The sequence below is a fragment of the Amycolatopsis sp. WAC 01376 genome, assembly GCF_003947415.1.
Taxonomy (GTDB): Bacteria; Actinomycetota; Actinomycetes; order Mycobacteriales; family Pseudonocardiaceae; genus Amycolatopsis.
The window spans coordinates 1,366,632-1,391,671 of sequence record NZ_QHKL01000001.1; the positions used below are offsets into that span (position 1 = coordinate 1,366,632).

At 68.6% G+C, this 25,040-nt stretch carries 25 protein-coding genes and 2 tRNA genes; 9 read left to right on the forward strand and 18 right to left on the reverse strand.

All coding sequences use genetic code 11. The features are described from left to right. Positions 1-147: 147 nt before the first annotated feature. Positions 148-2,352, forward strand: a complete 2,205-nt coding sequence (gene helR / locus DMH03_RS06555; RefSeq protein ID WP_305021751.1) for an RNA polymerase recycling motor ATPase HelR — start codon at positions 148-150, stop codon at positions 2,350-2,352. Positions 2,353-2,514: 162 nt separating this feature from the next. On the opposite strand, the gene DMH03_RS06560 is transcribed toward helR, so the two are convergent. The 8 genes from DMH03_RS06560 to DMH03_RS06590 form a co-directional block, all read right to left on the reverse strand. Continuing rightward, a complete protein-coding gene (locus tag DMH03_RS06560) occupies positions 2,515-3,009 on the reverse strand; it encodes an Lrp/AsnC family transcriptional regulator (protein WP_125791038.1) in 495 nt (164 codons plus the stop codon). Positions 3,010-3,177: 168 nt separating this feature from the next. After that, positions 3,178-4,521, reverse strand: a complete 1,344-nt coding sequence (gene lysA / locus DMH03_RS06565; RefSeq protein ID WP_125791039.1) for a diaminopimelate decarboxylase — start codon at positions 4,519-4,521, stop codon at positions 3,178-3,180. Between the two features lie 143 nt (positions 4,522-4,664). Then, positions 4,665-4,823 (reverse strand): DUF6307 family protein, encoded by a 159-nt coding sequence (locus tag DMH03_RS42280; RefSeq protein WP_199748688.1) that lies wholly within the window; start codon positions 4,821-4,823, stop codon positions 4,665-4,667. A 9-nt stretch (positions 4,824-4,832) separates the two neighbouring features. Further along, positions 4,833-5,015, reverse strand: coding sequence for an RGCVC family protein (locus DMH03_RS06570; RefSeq protein ID WP_125791040.1), 183 nt, complete (start codon positions 5,013-5,015; stop codon positions 4,833-4,835). Then, the gene (locus DMH03_RS06575) at positions 5,012-6,037 is read right to left on the reverse strand and encodes an acyl-CoA desaturase (protein ID WP_125791041.1); all 1,026 of its coding nucleotides are present in this window, start codon (positions 6,035-6,037) and stop codon (positions 5,012-5,014) included. Before DMH03_RS06575 ends, DMH03_RS06570 begins: the two co-directional genes overlap by 4 nt. Positions 6,038-6,487: 450 nt before the next feature. Then, positions 6,488-7,408, reverse strand: a complete 921-nt coding sequence (locus DMH03_RS06580) for a dihydrodipicolinate synthase family protein (RefSeq protein WP_125791042.1) — start codon at positions 7,406-7,408, stop codon at positions 6,488-6,490. A 93-nt stretch (positions 7,409-7,501) separates the two neighbouring features. Beyond that, complete coding sequence (locus DMH03_RS06585; protein ID WP_125791043.1) at positions 7,502-7,972, reverse strand: heme-degrading domain-containing protein; 471 nt, start codon at positions 7,970-7,972, stop codon at positions 7,502-7,504. Between the two features lie 33 nt (positions 7,973-8,005). Next, on the reverse strand, positions 8,006-9,235 hold the full coding sequence (locus tag DMH03_RS06590) for a M20 family metallopeptidase (RefSeq protein WP_125791044.1): 1,230 nt from the start codon (positions 9,233-9,235) through the stop codon (positions 8,006-8,008). 76 nt (positions 9,236-9,311) lie between these two features. On the opposite strand from DMH03_RS06590, the gene DMH03_RS06595 reads away from it, so the two are divergent. From DMH03_RS06595 to DMH03_RS06605, 3 genes are all read left to right on the forward strand, one after another. After that, positions 9,312-9,794, forward strand: a complete 483-nt coding sequence (locus DMH03_RS06595) for a tRNA adenosine deaminase-associated protein (RefSeq protein WP_199748689.1) — start codon at positions 9,312-9,314, stop codon at positions 9,792-9,794. Positions 9,795-9,817: 23 nt separating this feature from the next. Then, entirely contained in the window at positions 9,818-10,270 is a 453-nt protein-coding gene (locus tag DMH03_RS06600) for a nucleoside deaminase (RefSeq protein WP_125791575.1), read from the forward strand. Positions 10,271-10,354: 84 nt separating this feature from the next. Continuing rightward, positions 10,355-10,561 (forward strand): CsbD family protein, encoded by a 207-nt coding sequence (locus DMH03_RS06605; RefSeq protein WP_093938135.1) that lies wholly within the window; start codon positions 10,355-10,357, stop codon positions 10,559-10,561. Between the two features lie 46 nt (positions 10,562-10,607). Here the strand turns inward: DMH03_RS06605 and DMH03_RS06610 are convergent. Together DMH03_RS06610 and DMH03_RS06615 are read right to left on the reverse strand one after the other, a co-directional pair. After that, positions 10,608-10,695, reverse strand: a tRNA-Ser gene (locus DMH03_RS06610). 42 nt (positions 10,696-10,737) lie between these two features. Further along, entirely contained in the window at positions 10,738-11,283 is a 546-nt protein-coding gene (locus tag DMH03_RS06615) for a DUF305 domain-containing protein (RefSeq protein WP_125791046.1), read from the reverse strand. 93 nt (positions 11,284-11,376) lie between these two features. Between DMH03_RS06615 and DMH03_RS06620 the strand changes: the two genes are divergently transcribed. Next, entirely contained in the window at positions 11,377-11,835 is a 459-nt protein-coding gene (locus DMH03_RS06620) for a limonene-1,2-epoxide hydrolase family protein (protein ID WP_199748691.1), read from the forward strand. Positions 11,836-12,131: 296 nt separating this feature from the next. Here the strand turns inward: DMH03_RS06620 and DMH03_RS42850 are convergent, their stop codons facing one another. Together DMH03_RS42850 and DMH03_RS06625 are read right to left on the reverse strand one after the other, a co-directional pair. After that, a complete protein-coding gene (locus DMH03_RS42850) occupies positions 12,132-12,257 on the reverse strand; it encodes a hypothetical protein (RefSeq protein ID WP_255431230.1) in 126 nt (41 codons plus the stop codon). Positions 12,258-12,382: 125 nt separating this feature from the next. Then, positions 12,383-13,711 carry a BNR-4 repeat-containing protein gene (locus tag DMH03_RS06625; protein WP_125791047.1) on the reverse strand — a complete coding sequence of 443 codons (1,329 nt, stop codon included), beginning with the start codon at positions 13,709-13,711 and terminating at the stop codon, positions 12,383-12,385. Positions 13,712-13,893: 182 nt separating this feature from the next. Between DMH03_RS06625 and DMH03_RS06630 the strand changes: the two genes are divergently transcribed. Then, entirely contained in the window at positions 13,894-16,371 is a 2,478-nt protein-coding gene (locus DMH03_RS06630; protein WP_305021752.1) for an endonuclease/exonuclease/phosphatase family protein, read from the forward strand. 64 nt (positions 16,372-16,435) lie between these two features. Here the strand turns inward: DMH03_RS06630 and DMH03_RS06635 are convergent, their stop codons facing one another. The 6 genes from DMH03_RS06635 to DMH03_RS06660 all read right to left on the reverse strand — a co-directional run bounded on the left by DMH03_RS06635 (position 16,436) and on the right by DMH03_RS06660 (position 21,110). Next, positions 16,436-16,807 (reverse strand): hypothetical protein, encoded by a 372-nt coding sequence (locus DMH03_RS06635; protein ID WP_125791048.1) that lies wholly within the window; start codon positions 16,805-16,807, stop codon positions 16,436-16,438. After that, a complete protein-coding gene (locus DMH03_RS06640) occupies positions 16,800-19,541 on the reverse strand; it encodes an FtsK/SpoIIIE domain-containing protein (RefSeq protein ID WP_125791049.1) in 2,742 nt (913 codons plus the stop codon). Before DMH03_RS06640 ends, DMH03_RS06635 begins: the two co-directional genes overlap by 8 nt. Before the next feature lie 15 nt (positions 19,542-19,556). Continuing rightward, positions 19,557-19,802, reverse strand: coding sequence for a hypothetical protein (locus DMH03_RS06645; protein ID WP_125784931.1), 246 nt, complete (start codon positions 19,800-19,802; stop codon positions 19,557-19,559). A 3-nt stretch (positions 19,803-19,805) separates the two neighbouring features. Next, positions 19,806-20,066, reverse strand: coding sequence for a hypothetical protein (locus DMH03_RS06650; protein ID WP_005167132.1), 261 nt, complete (start codon positions 20,064-20,066; stop codon positions 19,806-19,808). Positions 20,067-20,206: 140 nt separating this feature from the next. Further along, positions 20,207-20,291, reverse strand: a tRNA-Ser gene (locus DMH03_RS06655). Positions 20,292-20,363: 72 nt separating this feature from the next. Further along, positions 20,364-21,110 (reverse strand): PP2C family serine/threonine-protein phosphatase, encoded by a 747-nt coding sequence (locus DMH03_RS06660; protein ID WP_125791050.1) that lies wholly within the window; start codon positions 21,108-21,110, stop codon positions 20,364-20,366. A 77-nt stretch (positions 21,111-21,187) separates the two neighbouring features. Between DMH03_RS06660 and DMH03_RS06665 the strand changes: the two genes are divergently transcribed. The 3 genes from DMH03_RS06665 (at position 21,188) to DMH03_RS06675 (ending at position 24,468) form a co-directional block, all read left to right on the forward strand. Continuing rightward, positions 21,188-22,846 carry an N-6 DNA methylase gene (locus tag DMH03_RS06665; protein ID WP_125791051.1) on the forward strand — a complete coding sequence of 553 codons (1,659 nt, stop codon included), beginning with the start codon at positions 21,188-21,190 and terminating at the stop codon, positions 22,844-22,846. A gap of 1 nt (position 22,847) precedes the next feature. After that, on the forward strand, positions 22,848-23,732 hold the full coding sequence (locus DMH03_RS06670) for a serine/threonine-protein kinase (RefSeq protein ID WP_125791052.1): 885 nt from the start codon (positions 22,848-22,850) through the stop codon (positions 23,730-23,732). 94 nt (positions 23,733-23,826) lie between these two features. Continuing rightward, a complete protein-coding gene (locus DMH03_RS06675) occupies positions 23,827-24,468 on the forward strand; it encodes a L,D-transpeptidase (RefSeq protein ID WP_125791053.1) in 642 nt (213 codons plus the stop codon). Positions 24,469-25,040: the final 572 nt, after the last annotated feature.

A 25,040-nucleotide genomic window follows, 5' to 3' on the forward strand; every position in this document is an offset into this window, starting at 1 on the left:
TCTTCGTCCCCATTATCGCGCACTGTCGTTTCCGGTGGAATACCGGGTCCCTCTTGACAAGCGGTGGACAATAGAAAATCGGCGCCCAATCAGAAATGCTGATCGGTACGCCGAATGTGTTGTCAGTCTAACCGCTGTGAGGGGAACTTGTCAAATCAGGGGTACGACGAGGAATTGCGGTCCGAACGGCAGTATGTCGCGTCGCTCTACGGACGGCTGGACACCGAACGCGCGCGGGTGAAGGAGGCGTATGCCGTTGCGCTGCGGGGAGAAGGCTTCGCGCTTTCCGACCGTGAGGTGTCCGCCGACGCCAAGGCGAGCGAGATGGCCAGGCTGAAGATCGCCGACGAGGGCCTTTGTTTCGGCCGTTTGGACGCCCTTTCGGGAGAACGGAGGTATGTCGGCCGGATCGGCCTTTTCGACGAGGAGAACGACTACGAACCGTTGGTGCTGGACTGGCGGGCGCCGGCGTCGCGCGCGTTTTACTGCGCGACGGGCGCGTCCCCGGAAGGAACGTCCCGGCGCCGTCAATTCCGCACCCTCGGACGTGACGTCCTCGACTTCACCGACGAGGTCTTCGGCCGTCCGGAATCGGCGGGCGAACGGGGTGACGTCGCGTTGCTGGCCGCGGTCAACGCGCCGCGCGGCGAGGGGATGCGGGACATCGTCGCGACGATCCAGGCCGAGCAGGACGAGATCATCCGGCTGGACCACGCGGGCGTCGTCGTCGTGGAGGGCGGCCCCGGCACCGGGAAGACGGCGGTGGCGCTGCACCGGGTGGCGTACCTGCTGTACACGAAACGTGAGCGCATGGAACGCCGCGGCGTGCTCGTGGTCGGGCCAAGCAGCGGCTTCCTGGACCACATCGGCCGGGTCCTGCCGTCGCTCGGCGAGACCAGCGTCGTCTTCGCGACGCCTGGTGACCTCGTCGCCGGTTTGCATGCCGAACGCGAGGATCCGCCGCCGGTGCAGCGGCTGAAGGGCTCGCTGGCGATCCTGGACGTGCTTTCGGCGGCGGTGGCGGACCGGCAGGAACTCCCGGCCGAGGCCGAGCCGATCGAACTCGACGACGTCACCGTGCTGGTGGACGCCGAGATCGCGGCCGCCGCGCGTGCGGTGGCCAGGGAAAGCGGCCTGCTGCACAACGAGGCGCGGCCCGTCTTCGACCGGGAGGTGATCGCCGCGCTGGCCACCCGCGCGGTCGACCGGCTCGGCGCGGGCTGGCTGCCGCGGGACGACGAGCACACGCGTCCGGAGCTGCTGAAGAACGCCCGGCGCGACCTGGAAGCCAGCGAGGAGCTCCGCGCGGTGCTCGACCGCCTCTGGCCGGTGCTGACGCCACAGCGGCTGCTCGCCGACCTCTACGCCTCGCCGGAGCGGTTGCGGGCGGCAGGGGCCGATCCGGCGCTGTTCCGCGAGGACGCCGACGCGTGGACGGTGTCCGACGTGCCGCTGCTGGACGAAGCCGTCGAACTGCTCGGCAGGGACCGCACCGCCGAACGCCTGGCGGCGGAACGGGAGCGGCTGGCGCGGAAGGAATACGCCGAGCGGGTGCTGGAGATCGTGGAGGTCGAGGACGACCACGACGACTACGAATTCGCGCTCCGGCCGACGGACGTGCTGATGGCGGAGGAGCTGGCGGACCGGTTCGCCGAACGCGACGAACGGGATCTGGCCGAACCCGCCGCCGCCGACCGGGAATGGACCTATGGCCACGTCGTGGTCGACGAGGCGCAGGAACTGTCCGAAATGGACTGGCGGGTGCTGATGCGGCGCTGCCCCAGCCGGTCGTTCACCGTCGTCGGGGATCTCGCGCAGCGGCGGTCGCCGTCCGGCGCGCGATCGTGGGACGCGATGCTCTCCCGGTACGTCGCCGACCGATGGTTGTATCGGAAACTGACCGTCAACTACCGGACGCCGTCGGAGATCATGGCGGTGGCTGCCTCGCTGCTGGCGAGGTTCGCGCCGGACGCCGTTCCGCCGGACTCGGTGCGTTCGTGCGGCGTGCGGCCGTGGGCCCGTCGAGTGTCCGAAATGGACATCGAAGAGGCAGTCGCCGAGTTCACCCGCGAGGAAGCGGGGCGTGAGGGGACTTCGGTCGTGATCGGGCCGCCGGGGGTGCCGGGCGCGATCCCGCCGTCCGCCACCAAGGGGCTGGAGTACGACGCGGTACTGGTGGTGGAGCCGGAGCGGATCCTCGCGGACGGCCCGAGCGGCGAGGCGGAACTGTACGTCGCCCTGACGCGGGCGACGCAGCGGCTCGGGGTCTTGTACAGCGGGGCGCTGCCCGCCGTGCTGCGCGGGCTGGACACGCGGCGGCGGACGCCGGACGCGTACTTGCGCTGTGTCTAGCCCCTCCGCGAGTGCAATGAAAGGTCCCTTCCTTGCAAATTTTGCAAGGAAGGGACCTTTCATTGCACCTTCGGACCTTGATTCGGGTGCCCGCGAGCCCGTGGTCTTGGGGTCGTGAGTCCCCTTCAGGCCGCCGCCGGTCCGATGCGCGGCGGCCCTGGCCTACTTGGTCAGGTTTCCCCAGGCGTATGTCTGTTTTGCCAGTTTCAGGTAGACCAGTGTTTCGGTGCTGACGACACCCGGTATGGGCCGGATGTCGTCGTTCAGCACACTCAAGAGGTGTTCGTCGTCCCGGCAGGCGACCTCGGCGAGCAGGTCGTAGCCTCCCGCGGTCAGCACGACGTAATGGACGTCCGGCAATCCGGAGAGCTGGTCGGAGACCGCTCGCGGATCGCCATGGACCTTGATCCCGACCATCGCCTGACGGCCGAGCCCGACGTTCGCCGGATCCGTGACCGCGACGATCTGCATCGTCTCGTCCCGCAGCAGTCGCTGGACGCGCTGCCGCACGGCACCCTCCGACAGTCCGACGGCCTTGGCCAAGGCCGTGAACGAGGCCCGCCCGTCGACTTGCAGTAGAGCGATCAGAGTGCGATCGGTATTGTCCAAACCTCTAGGCGTGCGCTGCTCCATCTGCGCGCGTGGTTCGTCACCCATGCCGTCCCTCCCTTTGTTTCGGCATGCGATTCTTGTCGCGCAGCGTATCGATCAATGTCCAGAATGCTACCGCCGTTAAGTTGTTTGTCGCGATTCTCTTTCCCGGCACCTTCGACCCGAGGATTCTGTCGCGCGACAGGCCGGGTGCCGAGGTTTTCGGACGGCGTGTCAGCCCAGGTCGCGTTTCAGCAGGTCTTCCTCGGTTTCGCGGCGTACGAGCAGGGTCGCCGTACCTCGCGAGACACCGACCACAGGGGGCCTGCCGACGAGGTTGTAATTCGACGCGAGCGAGTGGTGATAGGCCCCGGTGCACGGAACGGCGAGCAGATCGCCGGGATGGACGTCGTCGGGGAGCGAGAGCCCGTCGGCGAGGACGTCACCCGATTCGCAGTGCCGTCCGACCACCGTCATCGGCCGCCGTGCGGCCCGGCTGCGCCTGCCGATCAGGCGCGCGGTGTACGCCGCCCCGTAGAGCGCGGGCCGCGCGTTGTCGCTCATCCCGCCGTCGACGGCGACGAAGGTGCGCGAACCGCGTTTCACCGCGCAGACCCGGTACACGGTGATCCCCGCCGGGCCGACGATCGCGCGGCCCGGTTCGATCGTCAGTTTCGGCAGCGGGAAACCGTGCGAAGCGCATTCGTAAGCGAGCGCGACACGCAGACGCCGCACATAACCGTCGATGTCGAAACCCGTGTCGCCGGGCAGATAACGCACGGCGTGCCCGCCGCCGAGATCCAGTTCGCGCAGGGTGATGCCGTGGGTTTCGCGGAGCGCGACCAGCACCGCGATCATCTTGCGGGCGGCCAGTTCGTAGAAATCGACCCGGGACACCTGCGAACCGATGTGGCAGTGCAGACCGGCCAGGCGGAGCCCGGGTTGGGCGAGCACCGCGGAGACCGCGCGGCCGAGGTTGTCGCGGACCTCCTCGCGCAGCGAGAAGCCGAACTTCTGGCCTTCGGTGCCGGTGGTGATCGCCGCGTGCGTCCCCGCCGCGACGTCGGGTGTCACGCGGACCAGCACCTGCTGGGCGCCGGTGGCCAGCGCGCCGAGCTGCTCGATCTCGTCGAGCGAGTCCACCACGATCCGGCGGACGCCGTAGGACAGCGCCGCCTTGAGGTCTTCGGGGGTCTTCGCGTTGCCGTGCAGCAGGATCCGCTCGGCGGGGAAGCCGGCCGACCGCGCCACCGCGATCTCGCCCGCCGAGCAGGTGTCGAGGGAAAGTCCTTCTTCGGCGACCCAGCGCAGGACGGCGCGGATGCACAGCGCCTTGCTCGCGTACGCCACCTCGGCGTCCGGCAGCGCCCGGCGGTACGCGCGGGCGTTCTGGCGGACCTCGTCCTCGTCGAGCAGGTACGCCGGTGTCCCGAACCTCGCAGCGAGGTGGGACACCGGCGCGCCGGCGAACAGCAGTTCCCCGCCGTCCCCGAGCCGGGTGCTCCGCGGCCAGACCCCGGGTTCGAGGTGGTCGGCGGCTTCGCAGCCGAGGCTGGGCAGGAGCTCGCTGAGCGTCACGGTTACCTCCGCGTCGATCGGTCAGTGCTCTCTCAGCACAACTCCGATCGACCCGGCACGGCCGCTTCGGCAACGTCTCCCTGACGCGTTCCGGGGGCTCGCTGACGCGATGTTTACGCGCGAGTAACCCGGGCCACAGCGATCTAGCGGACGGCTTCCGGAACGGTGTCCAGCGCCCGAACCATGTGCACGGCCAAGGCGAACGCGGCCTCGTTGCCGAGGTCGGTGTGTTCGTTGACGATCTTCTTCACGGTGTCGACCCGCATCTCGTAGCGGGAGACGGGGACGGTATCGGCGTTCATGGTGATCCTCTATTCGGTTGTTTCGGGTTTCGTGGCACAGGTGCAGCCGCGGCTGAACCCGCCGGCCGCGGTCGCGGTGCAGAAGCGGCGGGCGATCGCGTCGTGCGCGGACAGGGGATGCGGGCAGCTCGGGCAGCGGTCGTCGGCGGCGGGTTCGGCCACATCGCCGAGGGAACGGATCGAGGAGGTCATCGCGCGGCCACCGGTTGAGCGCGCAACGGCGCCCCCACTTCGTGCAGATGCCTGAGTACGTAGCCGTACGAGGCCGCCCAGCCGCACTGGGCGTAGTCGATGCCGTGCTTCGCGCAGAACTCCCGCACGATCACCTGCGCGTGCTTGAGGTTCGGCCGCGCCATGCTCGGGAAGAGGTGGTGCTCGATCTGGTAGTTGAGCCCGCCGAGCGCGAAGTCGACGACCGGGCCGCCGCGCACGTTGCGCGAGGTCAGCACCTGCTTGCGCAGGAAGTCGAGGGTGTGCCCGGCCGACAGCGTCGGCATTCCCTTGTGGTTCGGGGCGAACGAGCAGCCCATGTACACCCCCCAAAGGCACTGGTGCACGGCGATGAAGGCGAAACCGACACCGGGCGAGAGGACCACGAACACCGCTGTCAGGTACGCGGCGACGTGGGCCAGCATCAGCGCCGATTCGAGCTTCCGCCGTTTGAAGCCGCGCTGGAAGATCGCCGTGATGCTCGAGACGTGCAGGTTCAGGCCTTCCAGCAGCAGCAGCGGGAAGAACAGGAACGCCTGGTATTTCGCCATCCAGCGCAGGAAACCACGTCGTCCGGTGCCCTGGCCCTTGGTGAAGATGAGCGCGGCGAGGTTGACGTCCGGGTCTTCGTCCTCGTGGTTGGGATTGGCGTGGTGGCGGGTGTGCGTGCCGATCCACCAGCCGTAGCTCAGCCCGGTCAGTCCGCCGTGGACGAAACCGGTGACGTCGTTCGCCTTGCGGCCGCGGAAGATCTGTTTGTGTCCCGCGTCGTGGCCGATGAAGGACAGCTGCGTGAACATCATCGCGAAGAACGCGGCAAGGAACAGCTGCCACCAGGAGTCCCCGAGATGTGCGAACGCGACCCAGCCGCCCGCGAAAGCGAGCAGGTTCAAGGCGATCTTCACCGCGTAGTACTTGCGCCGTCGGTCGAGGAGCCCGGCGTCTTTGACCAATTTGGACAGTTCAGCGAAGTCGCTGCCCTGCCTTGTCTGTGTGGAGGTCATAGAAGAGTCACACCGTTCTGGTTCGTGAAAGTGGACAATCCAGCAACGGGTTTCAGAACACCGAAGGGGTCTGGTTCGGCCGAGAAAAGGCACTGGTACCACAACACGCCACGGTCGCTCCGTGGCCTGCCCCCAGTGTCCCACGGCGGCGGAGCGGAAGCAATTCACCAAAACCGCAAGATCCGGCGTACAGTCGAAGACATCGAGGGAAATTTCCCCCGGTTCCATCCGGTCGTGAGACTCGATCGGAGACAGGAGCACCGGCCAGACACATCGTTCTTCGCGCTCATGGTCCCGCCGGCATTGTCCGGTGAGCAGCCGCCCGCCGCGCTACAGCGCGCCCCGAGGCGCCCATCAGGGCCACGCCGCGATCGTCGATGGCCACGACCTCTGACCTGTCGCCGTGTCCGCACCCGCCCCTGGTCGGTGCGGGCACGGTCCGAAAATTCGCTAGCGAAGACCCCACTTCTCAAGCAGCCCGGCGACTTTCCCGCGTTCGCCGTCGGTCAGCGCGCGGCTCGGCGGCCGGACATCGGAGCGGCACAAACCCAGCTGTGCCAACGCTTCCTTGACCACGCTCACGTTGTTGGCGTTGCCGTCCGCGGCTCGTAGTTCCTCGAACGGCCGGACGCGTTCCCAGCAGGCCATCGCGCCGCGGAAGTCACTGTCCCGCAGTGCGCGGAACATCTCCAGCGAGATCGACGGCGCGACGTTCACCAGTCCCGACGTGAACCCGGTCGCGCCGACGGCGAAGTAGCCCGGCGCCGAGAGCTCCGCCAGTCCGGCGATCCACACGAAGCGATCGATCCCCGCGTCCCGTGCCACCGAAGCGAAACGAACCGGATCCGGCACGGCGTACTTCACCCCGATCACGTTCTCCGCCGCGTCGGCGAGGCTGGCGAGCTGCCGGCCGTCGATCTTCGGATCACGCACGTACGGCACGACACCCAGTTCCGGGACCGCGGCCGCGATGGCGCGGTGGTACTCGACCCAGCCCTCCGCCGAGACGTACGGATGCACCGGCTGATGGATCATGATCAGCTCCGCGCCCGTCTCGCGCGCGTGCCGTGCCGCCCCGATCGCCGTCCGGACGTCGTGCCCGACACCGGCGACCACACTCGCCCGTCCCGCCGCGGCCCGGACCGCCAATTCGAGGCAGCGCCGCGCCTCGGCCTCGTCCAACGCGTAGAACTCGCCGGTGTTCCCGTTCGGAGTCACGACGTCGACACCGCCGGTGATCAGCCGGTCCACCAAGTTCACGTAGGACTCCGGAGCCACGGCGCCGTCGGCGTCGAACGGGGTCACCGGGATGGCCACGACCCCGGACAGCCGCCGTTTCCGCTCGTCGAACCGCGAGGAGGCCACTGGCATGTCCTATCTGATATATGATGTGACACTTCACTCTAACAGATTCGAAGTCGTCCACAGGTGGACAACCTGTGGACAACTCAGTGGAGAGTCTACTTAGGACAGTGTGGCGAGGAAGGTTTCCAGCTGCTCGACGACGAACGCGTGATCGTCGGCCTGGGGCAGTCCCGAGACGCCGACTGTGCCGACCGGCCCCACGCCCTCGACGATCACCGGGAACACGCCGCCGTGCGCCGCGTACAGGTCCGTGTCGAGGCGGGAAGCGGCTTCGAACGTCGTGCCCTTCGCGCGGAACTGTTCGCCGACGAGGAACGAGCTGTGCCCGTACCGGTCGACGACACGGCTCTTGCGGTCGATCCACGCGTCGTTGTCGGCCGAGGTCCCCGGCAAGGCCGCGTGGAACAGCCGCTGGCCGCCGCGGCGCACGGACACCGTCACCGGGAGGGCGCGGTCCCGTGCCGCCGCGAGGAGGTGGGCGCCCAGCTTCAGCGCGGTCTCGTTGTCGAACCGGCGGAAGACCAGGCGCTCCTCCTGCGCGGCCAGCACGGCCAGGATGTCATCGCTCATGGCATCCATTAAATCAACACTGTTGTGTAAAGGCTACCGAAGCGCGTCCAGCGCGAAGGCGGCGTACATCGCGACGCCGTTGGCCATCGCGTCCTCGTCGAAGACCACGCGGTTCGAGTGGTTCGCCTCCGCCTCGTCCGGGTCGACGCCCGCCGGCCGGGCGCCGAGGAACGCGAACGCGCCCGGAACCCGCTGCAGGACGTAGGAAAAGTCCTCCGCGCCCATCACCGGGTTCTCCATCACCTCGGTGTTGTCGGCCCCGAGCACCTCGGCCGCCAGCTCCAGCACGCGCTCCGCGACCTGCGGATCGTTCACCGTGACCGGGTAGCCGGCGACGACTTCGGCGCTCACCCGGACGCCGTGCGCGGCGCCGACCGCTTCACAGACCTTCGGCAGTTCCTCGCGCACGTACGCCTGCGTCCGGTCGGACAGCGTGCGGATCGTGCCCTCCAGGAACGCCGTCTCCGGGATGATGTTCGTCGTCGTCCCGGCCTCGATACGGGTGACCGAGACCACCGCGGGCTCGAACACGCTCACCTTGCGGGTCACCATCGTCTGCAGCGCGCTCACCATCGCGGCCGCGGCGGGCACCGGGTCGATCGCCTGATGCGGTGCCGAGCCGTGCCCGCCCCTGCCGGTGACCTTCACGTGGAAGCTGTTCGCCGACGCCATGATCGGGCCGGGCCGCGTCTGCACGACCCCGGACGCGGCCGAGGTGAAGATGTGCAGGCCGAACGCCTTCTCGACGCGCTCGCCGGCGGCTTCGAGCACGCCTTCGTGGATCATGTGGCGCGCGCCGTGCTCGCCTTCCTCTCCGGGCTGGAACATGAACACCACCGACCCGGCCAGTTCGTCGACGTGCTCGCTGAGCAGCCGCGCGGCCGACGCCAGCATCGCGACATGGGTGTCGTGCCCGCAGGCGTGCATCGCGCCGTCTTCCTCGGAGGTGAAGTCGACGCCGGTGTCCTCCTGCAGCGGCAACGCGTCCATGTCGCCGCGGAGCAGGATCGCCGGACCCGGCTGCTCGGCGAGGAGGACGGCGGTCAGCGAGGTGGTGGATTTGCCCTCGGTGATCTCCAGCGGGAGGCCTTCGAGGGCGGCCTTGATCGAGGCCTGGGTTTTCGGCAAGTGGAGGCCGATCTCCGGATTCCGGTGGATCTCCCGGCGGAGCTCTACGGTTTTCGTCTGGAGCGCGCGGGCTTCCTCCAGCAATCCGGCGAAGCGCGCATCGGGGAGGGTGGGCAGGTCGGTCGGTCCGGTCATGTCTCGATAGTGGCGCATGCGGCGCTTCGGGCGCACCGTGCGTGCGTTCCGAAAGCGGGCGGAATACGGTGTGCGCATGGCGGTGCAAGAGCCGATCACGGGGTTCGCGGTGGCCGTGGTGCGGGAGGACGGTCGATGGCGGTGCAGCTCCCTTGATCCCGGGGCCCTGGCCGAACTCGACGCTGCGATCACTGAGCTCGGAAAACTGCGCTCGACAGGGGCCGCCTTCGGGCTGCTCGCGGTCGACGACGAGTTCTTCGTGATCGTCCGGCCGAGTCCGAGAGGGCCGTCGCTGCTGCTGTCCGACGCCGCCGCGGCGCTCGACTACGACATCGCCGCCGACGTCCTCGACGTGCTGAGAGTCGACCCGCCGGACGAGGACGACGACGCGGTCTGGCCGGAAGGCGATCTGGAGATCCTGGCCGATCTCGGACTGCCGGGGGCCGAACTCCAGGTGATCGTCGGCGAGGTCGACCTCTATCCGGACGAACAACTCCAGATGGTCGCGCAGCGGTGCGGATTCGCCCCCGAGTTCACCAAGATCCTGGACGAGATCTGAGCCCCGCCGCCTCCGCCGCCGACATCGCCGCCGTCCGGGCGGCGATCGGCGCGGCGCGAGGTGCGGGCGACGACGTGCCGATCGGCGCCGTCGTCCTCGCCCCGGACGGGACACCGCTCGCCTCGGCGCGCAACGCCCGCGAGGAACTCGGCGACCCGACGGCGCACGCGGAGATCCTCGCGCTGCGGGCCGCGTCCAAGCTCTACGGCGACGGCTGGCGGCTCGAAGGCTGCACGCTCGCCGTGACACTGGAGCCGTGCACGATGTGCGCCGGCGCCCTCGTGATGGCCCGGGTCGCGAAGGTCGTCTTCGGCGCATGGGAGCCCAAAACCGGGGCCGTGGGGTCGTTGTGGGACGTCGTCCGCGACCGCCGGCTCAGCCACCGCGCGGAAGTCGTCGGCGGCGTCCTGGAGGCCGAATGCGCGGCCCTGCTCGAAGACTTCTTCCACGGGCAACGGGGTAACCGCACCGGGTGACGGATGTGTCGGATCCGGCGACCCGGGTAACCCTGGGGCAGGCGGCCGCAAACGGCGGCCGCAGTCGAAGGAGGAACACCCGCCATGAGCGTTTTCGACAAGGCGAAGGACAAGGCCGAGCAGGCCATCGGCGCCGCCAAGGAGAAGCTCGGCGAGAAGACCGGCAACCAGGACCTCGCGAACTCGGGCCGGGCCGACCAGACCGAAGGCCAGGTCAAGGAGACCGGACACGACCTGCGCGACCGCGCCGAGGGTGGCGTGCAGGACCTCAAGGACAAGTTCAACAAGTAGTCCGGACGCAGAAGAGCCGGTCTCCGTGGAGACCGGCTCTTCGCTGCGGTGGCGGTGGGATTTGAACCCACGGACGGGTATTAACCGTCACACGATTTCGAGTCGTGCTCCTTCGGCCGCTCGGACACGCCACCGCCGAGAACAATACCGGAGGGGCTTCCGGGGCCTTCAGGGGGTCAAGAAAGCTGCGCGGTGATCTCGTCGATCGCCGCCGTCTGGTTCTCGACGATCTCCTTGGCGAGCGCCTTGGTCTCGGCGTGCTGTCCCGACGACAGCACGGTTTTGGCCATCTCGACGCCGTTGCGCAGGTGTTCGGCCATCAGCGGGAGCCACGTCTTGTCGAACTCGGCGCCGGTCAGGTTCTGGAGCGAGGCGACCTGCCCGGCGGTGATCATCCCCGGCATCGTGTGCCCGGCGTGACCCGCCGCGGGCAGCACGGCCGCGTTCCACGATTGCAGCCAGCCGGTCATCGTCTGGACCTCGGCCGACTCGGCCTTGACGATCTTGGTCGCGGTGGCCTTCACGTACTCGGACGCGGACCGTTCCGCGGCCAGGTTCGCGACCTGGATCGACTGCTGGTGATGCGGCACCATCTGCTGGGAGAAGGTGATGTCGGCCTGGTTCGCGCCCGGCGTCGCCGGTGCCGCGCCCGTGGCCGTCGAGCAGCCCGCGAGCACCCACACGACCAGCCCGAACAGTGCCATCGGCAGTCGCCGTCGCATCGATACCTCCGTAGTCAGGGGAAACCGGCCCCTCCGTTCTGTGATACGGCTGTGACCTTCCGGCGGTTCAAAATCGGATTAGCCTTGGCAGGCATGACGGATCCGAAGACCGTGGTGACCGGTTTCCTTCAAGCCCTCGAAGAGCTCGACATCGACCGCGCGCTGGGCTTCGTCGCGATCGACATCGTCTATCAGAACGTCCCGCTGCCGCCTGCCCGTGGCCTTTCGGCGGTGGAGAAGCAGTTGCGCACCATGGCCCGCTACGGCAGCGGGTTCGAGGCGCGCACCCACCACATCGCCGCCGACGGCCCGATCGTGCTCACCGAGCGCACCGACGTCCTGCGTCGCGGTTCGTGGGCGGCCGAGTTCTGGGTGTGCGGCACGTTCGAGGTGCGCGATGGCCGGATCGTGCTGTGGCGCGACTACTTCGACTGGACGACTTTCCTGGCCGCCAGCGCGAAGGGCGCGGGCAAGGCGGCGGTCGCCGGGGCGAAGTCGCTCATCGGGAAGTACAAAAGCAGGCAGGAACTCGCGAGCGGCAAGGACGGCTAGAGCCGACACGCGGGTGTCGTCCATCCAGTCATGCGTGTCGTCCGTCGGATCACGCGCGTCGTCCGATCAGCCACGCGAAACCGCAGGCCGGCCTTTCGCCGCGTCTGATGCGGCGAAGGGAGCCTGCACCACCAGTCACAGCGGGCGCTCGCGTGAGTTGTCGCGGTCGTGGGACATGAGAGTTCGGCGTCGGAAGCGCTGAAGGCGAGGCCCGAAATGACACACCGCCGGTGTACGGGCTCCGTCCTCCCCCGACGGGTCCCGTGCACCGGCGGTGCGCCCCCAGTTCCCCCTGCTCACCCTCCCCGGTGAGCGTTCCGGCGGAATTCACGCGAGCCGCCGCGCTTCCGGTCGCGAAGATCGACGACCAGGGCGAAGGCCAGCAGCGATCCGACGACCATGCCTGCGATGAGCAATCCCATCCGACACCCCCTCGGGTCCCGTGAGCGGGAGAATGTGTCCTCGCTCACGTGATCCAAGGTAGCGCCGGAAATGGCCGGATGTACCCGGACTTGAGGTTCATTTAAGGCAGGGAAACCCCAATGGGCTATTTGTGCGGGGTTCCCGCGACATAAACGTCACCGTCGGCCACGGAGACGTCACGCGCACTCGACGCGCCGGTCGCCAGAATGCGCGCGGGGTCGCGGAAACCGGTGATCATTTCCACGCGCTGGACCGGTTTCGGTGTGGTGATCACGGTTTCCGGCTTCCAGACGCGGCCGTTCTCCAGCAGGAACGTTTCGATGTCCGGTTGTCCGTCGCGGGTAGCGTAAACGCGCCAAGTGCCGCCATTGAGCTGTTCGATCTCGCGCAAACGGAGTCCGTTCGCGACTTCGCGCACTTCCCAGTTCCGGCCGTTCCACGCACCCGCGAAATCGCGCGGCGAACCCGCGGCGTCGAACTGGAACCACGTGACGAACGGTTTGCCGTCGCGTTGGGTGCCGGCCTGCAGGATGTAATCCGGCGACTTGAGCCCGCCGGGGAGTTCGAGCGGGGTTTCGGTGACCTTGAGGTACCGCTCCTGCTCGGCGTCGTCGACCTGCGTGCCGAGGTCGCGGCCCGCCGCGGAGAAGAAGCGCAGGGTGCGGACGTCGAACGAGAGGTAGTAGACGTTGCGGTGGTAGACGTCGTGTTTGTGCTGTGCCGGCCCGCCGCCCGCGAGGGTGTAGACGAACTGGATCCGCCCGGAAGACGGCAGGTACCGCAGCTGCCCGACGTAGATCTCGTCCATGTGGTCTGCCCTGCCCAGCGAGCCGAACGCCCACTGCTTCCCGGTCAGCTGAACGGAGTTCTTCCACGTCCGCCCGTTGTCGCGGGAGACGAGGTACTTCATCGGCCGGAAGTCCGTGTTCGCGCCCGGCGTGACCTGATCGGCCGTCTCGCGATAGAACAGGAACAGCGTGCCGTCGGTGGTCTTGACCGGCATCGGGTAGCTCGCCGCGTCACCCTCGGGGACCTCGGTGTCCGTCCAGGTGCCCTCGAGGGAATGGGCGCGCGGCGCGCGGCTGATCACCGTCCGCGTGTTGTGCATGCCGCGGAAGATCAGCAGGTGCCCGTCGCCCGCCAGCAGCATCGTCGGATAGTTGTGCGGATCGGATTCGCCGTCGGCGATCTTCTTCGGCGCGGTCCAGGCGCCGGTCCGGTGATCGTAGGCCTGGACGTAGGTGTCCGCGGCCTTGCCGGACCACGAGATGAACGTCTTGCGCGCGACCGGGTCGAAGATCCCGCCCGCGTTCGGCCGCCGGTCGGTGCGGGACGCGACCGTACTCGCCGGGGTCATCACCTCGAACGAGGTCTTCTCCGGTGGCTTGGCGGCCGCCTGGGGGATCGGGGTCACGAGACCTGCCGCGATGAGCACGCAAAGCAGTCTGCGCATGAGGACGCCTCCTGGTGTGACAGGCGGCGGAAGCCGATCATCTCACGCGAAACCGGCACTGGGAACTACGAAAGTGTGGGTCCGAACGGACCAACGGTGACGAATCGTTGTCTTGCCGTCTTCCTCATTTCACTTGTCCGGGGGAGTATTCCTCGACCGATCTTGCGAAATGGGGACTCAGAGTGACCATATCCCGACGTGCCGCCCGGCGAAGGGCCCTGACCGTGGCCGTCGCCTCCGGGCTGGTCGTGAGCGGTGTATCCGCTCCGGCCGCGCTCGCCACGCCCAGCGCCGACGCCGTGATCGCCGAGGTCTACGGCGGTGGCGGTAACTCGGGCGCCACGCTGACCAACGACTTCGTCGAACTCGCCAACCGCGGCGCGGCCGCCGTGAGCCTCGACGGCTTCAGCGTCCAGTACGCGCCCGCGTCGGGGAGCAGCTGGCAGGTCACGCCGCTGACCGGCGGTGTCGCGCCGGGCGCGCGGTACCTCGTGGCGCAGGCGAAGGGCGCGGGCGGCACCGTCGCGCTGCCGACGCCGGACGCCACCGGTTCGCTGGCCCTGTCCGCGAGCGCCGGCACCATCGCGCTCGTCCAGGGCACCACGGCGCTGACCTGCAAGACGGCCGCCGACTGCGCGGCCGACACCAGGATCAAGGACCTCGTCGGTTTCGGCTCGACAGCCACCATCCGGGAGGGCGCCGTGGCGCCCGCGCCGTCCAACACCGCGTCCGTCGCCAGGGGGACGGCGCTCGCGGACACCGACGACAACGCCGCGGACTTCACCTCCGGGGCGCCCACCCCGACCAACGGCAAGGGTGAGACGCCGGGCGACACCGGCCCGCCGCCGGTGACCGCCAAGATCCACGAGATCCAGGGCACCACCCGGATCTCGCCGTTCAAGGACCGCAAGGTCGCCGGGGTCACCGGTGTGGTGACCGCGATCCGGAGCTTCGGTTCGGCCCGCGGGTTCTGGCTCACCGACACCGCTCCCGACGTCGACCCGCGCACCAGCGAGGGCCTGTTCGTCTTCACCGGCTCGACCACCCCCGCCGTGGCCGTCGGCGACGCGGTGACCGCCACCGGCACCGTCCGCGAGTTCTACCCGGACGCGCCCGCGACCTCGCCGTACCAGTCGCTCACCGAACTGACGAGTGCACAGTGGACGGTCGATTCGAGCGGGAACGCTTTGCACGCGGCGACCGTCGTCACGCCGGACACGGTCCCGGACACCGTCGCCCCCGCGCCCGGCGGAAGCATCGAGCCGTTGCCGCTGGAGCCGGCGAAGTACTCGCTGGACTTCTGGGAGACGCACGAGAGCGAGATCGTCAGCGTCTCCGACGCGCGCGTCGTCGGCCCGACGTCGTCGTTCAACGAGCTTTACGTGACCACCAAACCGAAGCAGAACCCGAGCGTCCGCGGCGGCGCGGTGTACCTGGACTACGACCGGCTCAACACCGGCGTGCTCAAGGTCGCTTCGCTGATCCCGTTCGCCGAGCAGCCGTTCCCGAAGGTCAACACCGGCGACGTGCTCACCGGTGAGACCTCCGGCCCGGTCGAGTACAGCAACTTCGGCGGTTACACGCTGTTCGCGACGAAGCTCGGTGCCGCCAAGGACAACGGTTTGCAGCGCGAGAGCACCCGCGCGCAGCGTGGCGGTGAGCTGTCGGTGGCCACCTACAACGTCGAGAACCTGTCCGCTTTGGACGGTGCGGAGAAGTTCGGCGAGCTGGCCAAGGCGATCGCCACCAACCTGGCGAAGCCGGACATCCTGAACCTGGAAGAGATCCAGGACAACAACGGGCCGGCGAACGATGGCACCGTCGCCGCCGATCAGACGTTGCAGAAGTTCGTCGACGCGATCGTCGCCGCCGGCGGGCCGCGCTACGAATGGCGCCAGATCGACCCGGTGAACGGCAAGGACGGCGGCCAGCCGGGTGGCAACATCCGCGTCGGCTTCCTGTTCAACCCGGCCCGCGTGTCCTTTGTGGACCGCAAGGGTGGCGACGCGACCACCCCGGTCGACGTGGTCAAGGAACGCGGCAAGACCCACCTGACCGTCTCACCCGGCCGCGTCGACCCCGCCAACGAAGCGTGGGAGACCAGCCGCAAGCCCCTTGTCGGCGAGTTCGTCTTCCAGGGCCGCACCGTGTTCGTCATCGCGAACCACTTCAACTCCAAGGGCGGCGACCAGCCGACGCACGGCCGCAACCAGCCGCCGGTCCGGAGTTCCGAGGTGCAGCGCGTCAAGCAGGCGACCGTGCTCCGCGGTTTCGTCGACAAGCTGCTCGCGTCGGACAAGAACGCGAACATCGTGGTCGCCGGTGACATCAACGACTACCCGTTCTCGCCCGCGGTGCAGACGCTGACCGCCGGTGGCGCGCTGAAGGACCTCATCGCTTCGCTGCCCGAGAACGAGCGGTACAGCTACGTTTTCGAGGGTCAGTCGCAGGTGCTGGACCACATCCTGGCGTCGAAGGCGCCGCGCGGGCTCGACTACGACGTCGTCCACCTGAACGCGGAGTTCGCGAAGCAGGCCAGCGACCACGACCCGCAGGTGCTGCGATTCCGGCCGAGCGCGGGCAACCCGGTCCTGGACGCCTTCCACGACCTGGCGGACTACCTGGAGCGCGTCTTCGGCCCTTACCTGCCGAAGCCCTGATCCGCCGCAATCAGTCACCTACTTGCGTAGGACGAATCTCGCAAGTAGGTGACTGATTGCGTGGTCAGGAGCGTTTCGCGCGCCAGCCCAGGGAAAGTACGGCCTGCACGAGTTCCTGGTAGCTCGGCTTGACCTCTTCCAGATACTTCTCCAGGTAGCTGGGCCGCGCGTTCGGGACCGGCCTCGGGTCCTCGTCGTCGGGCAGCCACGAGAGGCCTTCGACGTTGTGCTGCGCCATCTTCCACCAGCGGGTGCACCGGTCGACGGCGCGCTGCTCGCGTTCGGCGGCGTCCGCGACGGCCTGGTGCGCCTCGGCGAGCCGGGCCTCCAGTTCGTCCGCGCGGCCGATCTCCCAGTTGCGGAGGTTCTCCGCCGAGGTGCGCGCGCGGCCGACGATCTCCTTGTACCGCATGGCCGCGGTGATGCCGTCATCCATCGAGAAGCCCTTCCGGACGCTGGAACGGGATGATCACCTCAGGGGCGCCGTGGGTGGTGCGGTCGAAGAACAGTGCCCGGCCCGCCCGCGGCGACCAGTGCACGACCTGGCCCGCGGCGAACGGCGACAGTTCGTTGCCTTGGACGTCCAGTGCCGCCCAGGTGCCGATGTCGTCGGTGCCCGCGAAACCGAGGGTGTCCTTCAGCCGGGCGATGCTGCGCCACCAGCCGATGGTGTGGACGCCGTGTGTCGGACCCTGTTTCAGCAGCACGCGCAGCTGATCCAAACCGCTCTTGAGCTGACCGGGCGCCTTCGCCTCCAGCGCGGGGATCGAGGCGTCGACGCCGTACAGCAGCAACACCTGTGCTTTGTCCAAAGAGGACAGGTTCTCCGCGATATCGATTACCCGGGCGGGTAAATCGTCGACCAGGGTCGCCTCGTGTCCCTCCGCGCGCAGTCGCTCGGCCAGCTCGGCCACGGCGGGGACGGAGGCTTCGATGGGGCACGAGAGCACGAACTCCACCGACTCGTAACGGTACTGGCGGGCCAGCGATCGAGCGGCGGAGTCCATGATGGACAGTGCCTCCGCGGTGGCCGCGCCGAGGACGGCGACGTTCCGGCCCGGTGCTTTCGGCAGGTCCACCCCGCAGGCGGCCTCGTCGACGTCGATGGACTGGCCGAGCAGCGCACGCGGTTTGTCCGTCGGCTTCAGCTCGGTGAACGCCGGGAACTGTTCCAGCACCGGGGAATGCGCGCCGTCGAACAGCCGGGGCCGCTTGAACGACTCCGAGTACTGTTCCCAAAGCCGTTGCTGCAGCTTGTTGAAGACGTCCTTGCTGCTCGCGTCCGGCACGTGGGCGAGCTGATTCCCGTGCGCCACACCGGAATCGTGGTTGATCACCGCATGCCACTTCGGCGCCGAGACCGCCGCGTTGTTGGTCTCGGACAGCACGCGCCGTGCCTTCGGCATCGCGATCCGCAGCGTGCACTGCTCGAACACCGCCGGTTTGCCCCAGAAGGCCTCGATCCCGGCGACGTCCTGGCTCGCCAGCACCAGGTGGATGCCCTGGGACCGGCCTCGCCGCGCGATGTCCTCCAGCAGCTGGGTCGCGGTCGCGGTCACGCCGTCGCGGCCGGCGAACAGGTACTGGAATTCGTCGATGACGGCGACGATCCGCGGCCAGTGCCCGCCGGGATCCTGTTCGCGCAGGTCCGCGAGGTTGGTGACCTCGTGCAGTTTCGCCGCGGCGGACCGGCGGCGCAGCTCGTCGGCGAGGAACCGCAGCAGCGCAAGGCCGAACTCGCGGTCGGTGTTGACGTTGACCCCGATGAGTTTGGCGTGCGGCAGCCAGCTGGCGTCCCGCCGCCCCGGCGCGAGCCCGGCGAACGACACGCCTTCCTTGAAGTCCAGCAGATACAGCGCGAGTTCGTCCGGCGAGTACCGCGCCGCGAGGCTGCCGAGCAGCGAGTACAGGAAATTCGTCTTCCCCGAACCGCTCGGCCCGCCGATGAGCACGTGCGGGCTGGCGTCACCGATGACGACTTCCACCGGCTCGCCCTCGAAGAACCCGACGGGCGCACGGAGTTCCCGCGCCGAACTCTCCTTGCCCAGTTCGGTGGGCAGCAGGTCGGCGAACGCGCGGGGCCCGCCCTGTTTGGCGATCAGCGCCTCGGCGATCCGCCCGGCGGCCCGGATGACCTGCCCGGACGGCATCGGCGGGTCGAGGTCGACGATCAGGTCGGGGCCGGTCATGCTGCTCGTCGCGTGCCGGTCGTCGTGCAGGCTCAGCGATTCGACCGACGTCGACAGCATGGTCGGCACGTCGATCAGGATCAGGCAGATCCCGGCCGCGAGCGCCCCGGTGGCGACGCGTTTCAGTTCGCGGGCACGCTCCGGTTCGAGGGTCTCGCCGTTGCCGTACAGCACCGCGACGCGGAACGGTTCGACGCGCTGGCCGCTCGCCCGCCGGATCTCCCGCAGCGACGTGTGCCCCGCCTGCATCCCGGTCGCGTGGATGCGGCGGATGTGCCCGGCCAGCTCGTCGAGGAGGTCTTCGAGCCGCCCGGGGTCGTACAGGGTGAGCGCGCTCGTGCGGCTCAGCGGGTACAGGTCGGGCAGGATCGCGGTCAGCTGGCCGACGTCCCACAGGTGGACGCGCACCGCGCCGGGTTCGAACGTGCTCAGGATCCGCATCAGCAGGTTCTGCACGATGCCGTCCACCGCGGCCCGGGTCTTCGGTGCCGACGTGATGGACAGATGCGACTCGTCGAGCAGCGGCAGCGCGACGTCGAACGTGCGCGGGACGTCCCTGCCCGGCACGGTGGCCGAACCGATGCGCCACAGCCCCGGCGCGGTGATGCCGGGATTCCCGCCGACGCGGCCGAGCCAGTTGCCCGGCTCCCGGCTCGCGGGGCCCGGCGCGTTGTTCGCGACGAGTTCGCGCAGCTCGTTCGGGCCCGCTTCCCAGTCCGCGTAGAACTGGCCTCGCACAGTGCCGAGCAGGCCGAACACCTCGTTCGCGGCGGGGTGCCGCGACCATTCGGTGTACTGCTCCGAGGTGGAGTTGTTCATCCCCACCCGGACTATGTGCTGTTCCAGTTGCAGTTTGGCCAGTTCCGCTTCGGCGGACTGGCGGGCGCCGGCGGCGGCGCCGAGGACGAGCCCGATCCGGTGCCGGACCCGCTCCAGCGCCGTAACGACGCGATTGCGCTGTTCACTCGCTTTGCTGCCCATACCGGCTCGCCGATCTCAGAGGCGTGATTGGTAACCGCTGACCAGGTCGTCAGCGGCGGAAAGGCGCGTCAGGAGGTTTTCGATCCCCTCGTCGGCCTGCGCCAGCTGCGACGGCACCCATGGAACGGCTTGGGCCTGTGGTTCCACAAGAGCGCGCCTGGATTCCTCGAGCAGGCTTCTGGCCCGCTCGGCATGGGCACGTCCGTCGGCGAGGCCGGTTTGGACGGCCGTCAGCAGCTGGTGCAGTTCTTCGAGGTACATGCGCTAGAGGCGGGTCGAGTAGGACTCGGCCGACGAAATGCCCGCCTGGATCGTGCTCTGCATACCGGTGATGCCCTGCAGGGCCTCGGCGAGAAGCCCGTGCGCCTGGCTCACCTCGTGCTGGGTGCTGCCCTGGGTGGCCTGGGAAAGCGAAAGCTGTGCTTCTTCGAGAGACTGCGCTGCCTGCTGAAGTGCGGCGATGCTCGCGGATGCCTTCTCGTTCGCGAGCGCGATACCAGCGCGGATCTCTTCGACTCCGGCCATTTTGGCGGACTCCTTGGGACGTCGGGGGCTGGAACGACCACTATTAAACTTAGCGTGATCAACTGACTCTGTTAAGTGAAGGTCCTGCTAACTAATCAACAAGGCCCCGGACGTCGGAACGTCCGGGGCCTTGCTGACGGCGGAGGATACAGGATTCGAACCTGCGAGGGCGTGAACCCAACACGCTTTCCAAGCGTGCGCCTTAGGCCGCTCGGCCAATCCTCCGTGGGGAACTTTACCGGATGCCCTTTCGGCCCCGCGAAGGCGGGTCTGACCTGCGTTCGCGGCTTCCCGGGCTCAGGCGGGCGCGGGGGCGAGAACGTCGGCGACGACGCAGGTGATGTTGTCCGGTCCGCCGCCTTCGTTGGCCAGGTCGATCAGCCTCGGGACGGTCTCGGCGGGATCTTGGAAGGCGCCGAGGACGTCCTTGATAACGGTTTCGACAACCGTTGCCGTTAACCCGTCCGAGCACAGCAGGAGACGGTCTCCGGGGGCGGCGTCGAAGGCCCAAATGTCCGCTTCGCCGCTCCCGGTGCTCAGGAGCGCCTTCATCAGCAGTGAGCCGCGAGGGTGACCCTCGACCTCCGACGGGTCGATGCGGCCGTCGTCCGCGAGCGCTTGCGCGAGGGTGTGGTCGCGAGTGAAGCGCTGAAGCGTTCCTCCGCGGAGGAGGTATCCCTTGGAGTCGCCGATGTGGGCGGCCGTGAAGTGCGAGCCGTCGAACAGCAACGCCGTCAGGGTGGTGCCCATGCCCCGCGTCTCGGGCTCCTGCTCGGCCGTCGCGGCGAGCCGGTCGTCGATGGTGCGCAGGCCGCCCGAGATCACCTCGGCCAGGTCGACTTCCGCGAGGTCGAAACCGTGGAGGTCCGCGTCGAGCCGGGACAGGACGCCGACCGCCTCGGCGCTGGCCACCTCGCCGTGCGGCTGGCCGCCGATGCCGTCGGCGACGGCCAGCATCCTGGCGCTGGCGTAGACCGAGTCCTGGTTGACCTGGCGGCGCCGCCCGACGTCCGAGCCGGCCGCGTACCGAAGGGTGTACCTCATGGACCCCAGTAAAGCAGCTGTGTACTGAGTTCACAAACAAAGGGCTGGAATGCTCAGCTGTCGGTTACGATGCGCCGATGGAGGAGCAAGCCACCGTCAGCGCGGCGGACATCGCGCGGATCGCCGGCGTCGGCCGCGCCGCGGTGAGCAACTGGCGTCGACGTTACGGAGATTTTCCGCCGCCCGTCGGCGGGACGGCGTCGAGCCCCCTCTTTTCCCTTGTCCACGTCGAACACTGGCTGCGTGAGCGCGGCAAACCGGTCGAGATCTCGCTCGGTGACCGGATCTGGCAGCGGCTGCGGAACCTCGGCGACGACCTGGCGCTCGGCGACCGGGTCGGCAGGGTGGGCGCCTACCTGTCGCGACGAGGTGTCCGGGAATGGACCTTTTCGCCCCGCTACGACGATGTCGAGCTGTTCGAACTGGTGGACCGCTTCGCCGACGAGCAGGGCGCGCGGGACGCCTTCGAGTTCCTGTGCGAGCGCTACGTCGAGGCGCACTCCCGACGGCTGCCCGTCACTCCCGGGCCGGTGGCCGCGCTGGTGGCCCGCCTCATCGGTCCCGAACCCGGCGTCGTGCTCGACCCCGCGTGCGGGCTCGGGACCCTGCTGCTCGCCTCCGGCGGGACCCGGCTGCTCGGCCAGGTCGACGATCCGGCGACCTCGTGCATCGCCGCGCATCGGCTGCTGCTCGCGGGGGCCGACATGGAGATGTATGGCGCGGACGCGCTGTCGATGGACTCCTACGAAGGGGTTCTCGCGGACGCCGTCGTCTGCGATCCGCCGTTCAACGAACGCGAATGGGGCTACGACGACCTCGTCGGCGACCCGCGGTGGAAGTACGGCCAGCCGCCGCGAGGCGAACCGGAACTGGCGTGGGTCCAGCACTGTCTCGCGCATGTGAAGCCCGGCGGGCTGGTCGCGATCCGCATGCCGCCCGCCGCCGCCGGACGCCGCACCGGACGGCGGATCCGCGGGAACCTGTTGCGGGCCGGGGCTTTGCGCGCGGTGGTGACCGTCGCCGGAGCGGATCTCTGGCTGTTGCGCCGACCGGAACCCGGGGAGCGGCCGCCGTCCCGGCTTCTCCTGTCGGCCGATCCGTCCACTGTGGAGGAACAGTGGCGAGCGCATCTGCGCGGCGCCGAGGTGCCGGGCGCGGTCCGGATCATCGACCTGCTCGACGAGGAGATCGACCTTTCCCCGGCACGGCATCAGGCGCGGGACGAACACGCGGGTGAGGCGTTCCTGGAAGTCCGGAAGCGGTTCGACGGGATCCGGCCGGAACTGCCGTCGCTGGCGGTTTCCGACGAGAAGCCGGCGTTCACCACGATCGGCGAGCTGCTGAAGTCCGGCGTGCTCATCGTGCCGGAATCGGTGGAAGAGGGCGATGTCGTCGCGTCGCCCGCCGTACCCGCGTATGTCCACAGTGGAGAGATGGTCCCGGCGGAGCCGACGATGTCCAAGTACCGCACCGATCCCGAACGGCTGGACGCCGCGTTCCTCGCCGGCTGCCTGCGCGCGGCCGGGCAGGTCGCGCCGACCTCCTCGACCAGGATCGACCTCAAGCGCACCCGGATCCCGCGCCTGCCCATCGAGACACAGCGGTCCTACGGGGCGGCCTTCACCCGGCTCGCCACCTTCGAGGCCGCCCTGCGCGAGGCGGCGGAATCGGGCCTGGAGCTGGTGCGGCTAGGCTTGGCGGGGCTCACCGAAGGACAGCTCGAGCCGGAGAACTAGGTTGCTGATCGCCGATCGCTACGAACTCGACGAGCTGCCGCTCGGCCGGGGTGGGATGGGCGCGGTCTACGCGGGCCACGACCGGCATCTCGGCCGCCGCGTGGCGGTGAAGTTCCTCGGGCTCCCCGGCGGTCCGGACGCCGAACTCGAGCAGCGGTTCATCCGCGAGGCGCGGATCCTCGCGACCCTGGAACACGCGGGCGCGCCGACGCTGTACGACTTCGGCACCTACGACGAGCGGCTGTACCAGGTCATGCAGTTCATCGAGGGCGTGACCGTCGCCGATCTCGCCGCCGAACACGGGCCGCTGCCGGTGCCGACGGCGGCCGCGATCGCGGCGCAGGCCTGCGCCGTGCTGTCCGCCGCGCACGCGCTTTCGATCTGCCACCGCGATCTCAAGCCCACCAACCTGATGTTGTGTCCCGACGGCAGCGTGAAGGTGCTCGACTTCGGGCTCGCGATGCTGCGCGAGACCGACGTCGCCCAGTTCACCCGTGCCGGGCAGATCCTGGGCACCCCCGCGTACATGGCGCCCGAGCAGATCCAGCGCGGGATCGCCGGGCCGCGCAGCGATCTGTACGCGCTGGGCTGCGTCCTGCACGAAATGCTGACCGGCAGGCAGCTCTTCACCGGCCCGACGGCGTACGCGGTCTTCGAGAAGCAGGTCAAGGAGAGCCCGGCCGAAGTGGACGGTGTCCCGGATGGACTGCGGGTGCTGCTCGCGGATCTCCTGGAGAAGGACCCGGAACGGCGTCCGTCCGACGCGGACGAACTGTTCGGGCGGCTGGCCGTGTTCGCGCGGGACCTGCCGCCGCTGCCCGGATATCTGGACGAAGGCGCCAATCCGGGCCGGATGTACGCGCGGGTCGTCGGCCGCGTGCCCTGAGACGCGATCGTGACCTTCCGATCAACAACCCCGGACGGGTGACCTCCGTCTTTACCCATGTCAGCAGGACTACGGGCAAACGGGGGTACGGGTCGTGAAGAAGTTCCTGGTGGGGGTGAGCGCACTGGCCACGGCGCTGGTGCTGACCGCGTGTTCCGGCAACGCCGGCGGCAGCGCGCCCGGTGGCGGCGCCGTCGCGCAGGGCGGCCCGGTGGGCGGGACCACGACCACGTCGGCGCCTGCCACGTCTTCGCCGACGCCTACGCCGACGCCCAGTAGCTCCAGCTCCAAGCCGAAGCCGACATCTTCGAAGCCCAAGCCGACGCCGAAGCCCACGCCGAAACCGGCGGCCAAGCCCGCCGCCAACGCCGCCGCCGTCCCCTGCAAGGCCGCACTGGCCTCGCCGGGCGTGAGCGCCTGTGTGGACCTCTCCGCGCTGAAGACGTGGCTGCTGCAGGACGGCAAGGTCATCTACGGCCCCGTCAAGCAGCTGCCCGGCAAGAAGGGGCACGCCACGCCGACCGGGGTCTTCCACGTTTCGGCCAAGGTCAAGAACTACCACTCGAAGCAGTTCGACGCGCCGATGCCGAACTCGGTGTTCTTCCTGCCGGGCATCGCGTTCCACACCGGCAGCCTCTCGGTGTACTCGCACGGCTGCATCCACCTGTCCGCGGCGGCTTCGCAGAAGTACTTCACGACGCTGCAGAACGGCGACATGGTGCAGGTCGTGGCCTGAGGGTCGTGATTCGGGTTCTACCAAGTGGCGACGGTTGCCGCAGGTCACGCGCTCGGTTGCCCTGGCCGACGGGAGCCGGCACGCTCCTGGTGTCCACTGTGGACATATTTCGATGCCTGCGTGTCCGATTGATGACGAAATGGGCGGTTCTGTCAAGGGGTCGTGAGTGGCAAAGGTCGTTCTAGCCCTCATTGCCACTCACGACCCCCTCTCGTAGCTGCGCAAAGCACCCAAATCGGGCACCCAGAGCCGGACTAGTGTCCGGTGTGGACAGTCGCGTCTCGGGTCCGCAGCCGCTCAAGATCGACTTAAAGCTACGCGGCGAGTCGGGTTCTGACCCGAATCGCCACTCACGACTACCTGTACCGGCCATGTCACGTGATCGACCGGACGACACGCGTGATCCGGCGGACGACACGCGTGACTGGATGGACGACTCGACCGCGGCGGGGGCCCGCCACGAGTCGTCCGGTCAGTCACGTGAACCCGCCACCCGCAGTAGATACCTAAGGCACTTTCGGCCCAGTAACCCGAATCGCCACTCACGACCACGGTGAGGCAGCGTTCTCGTG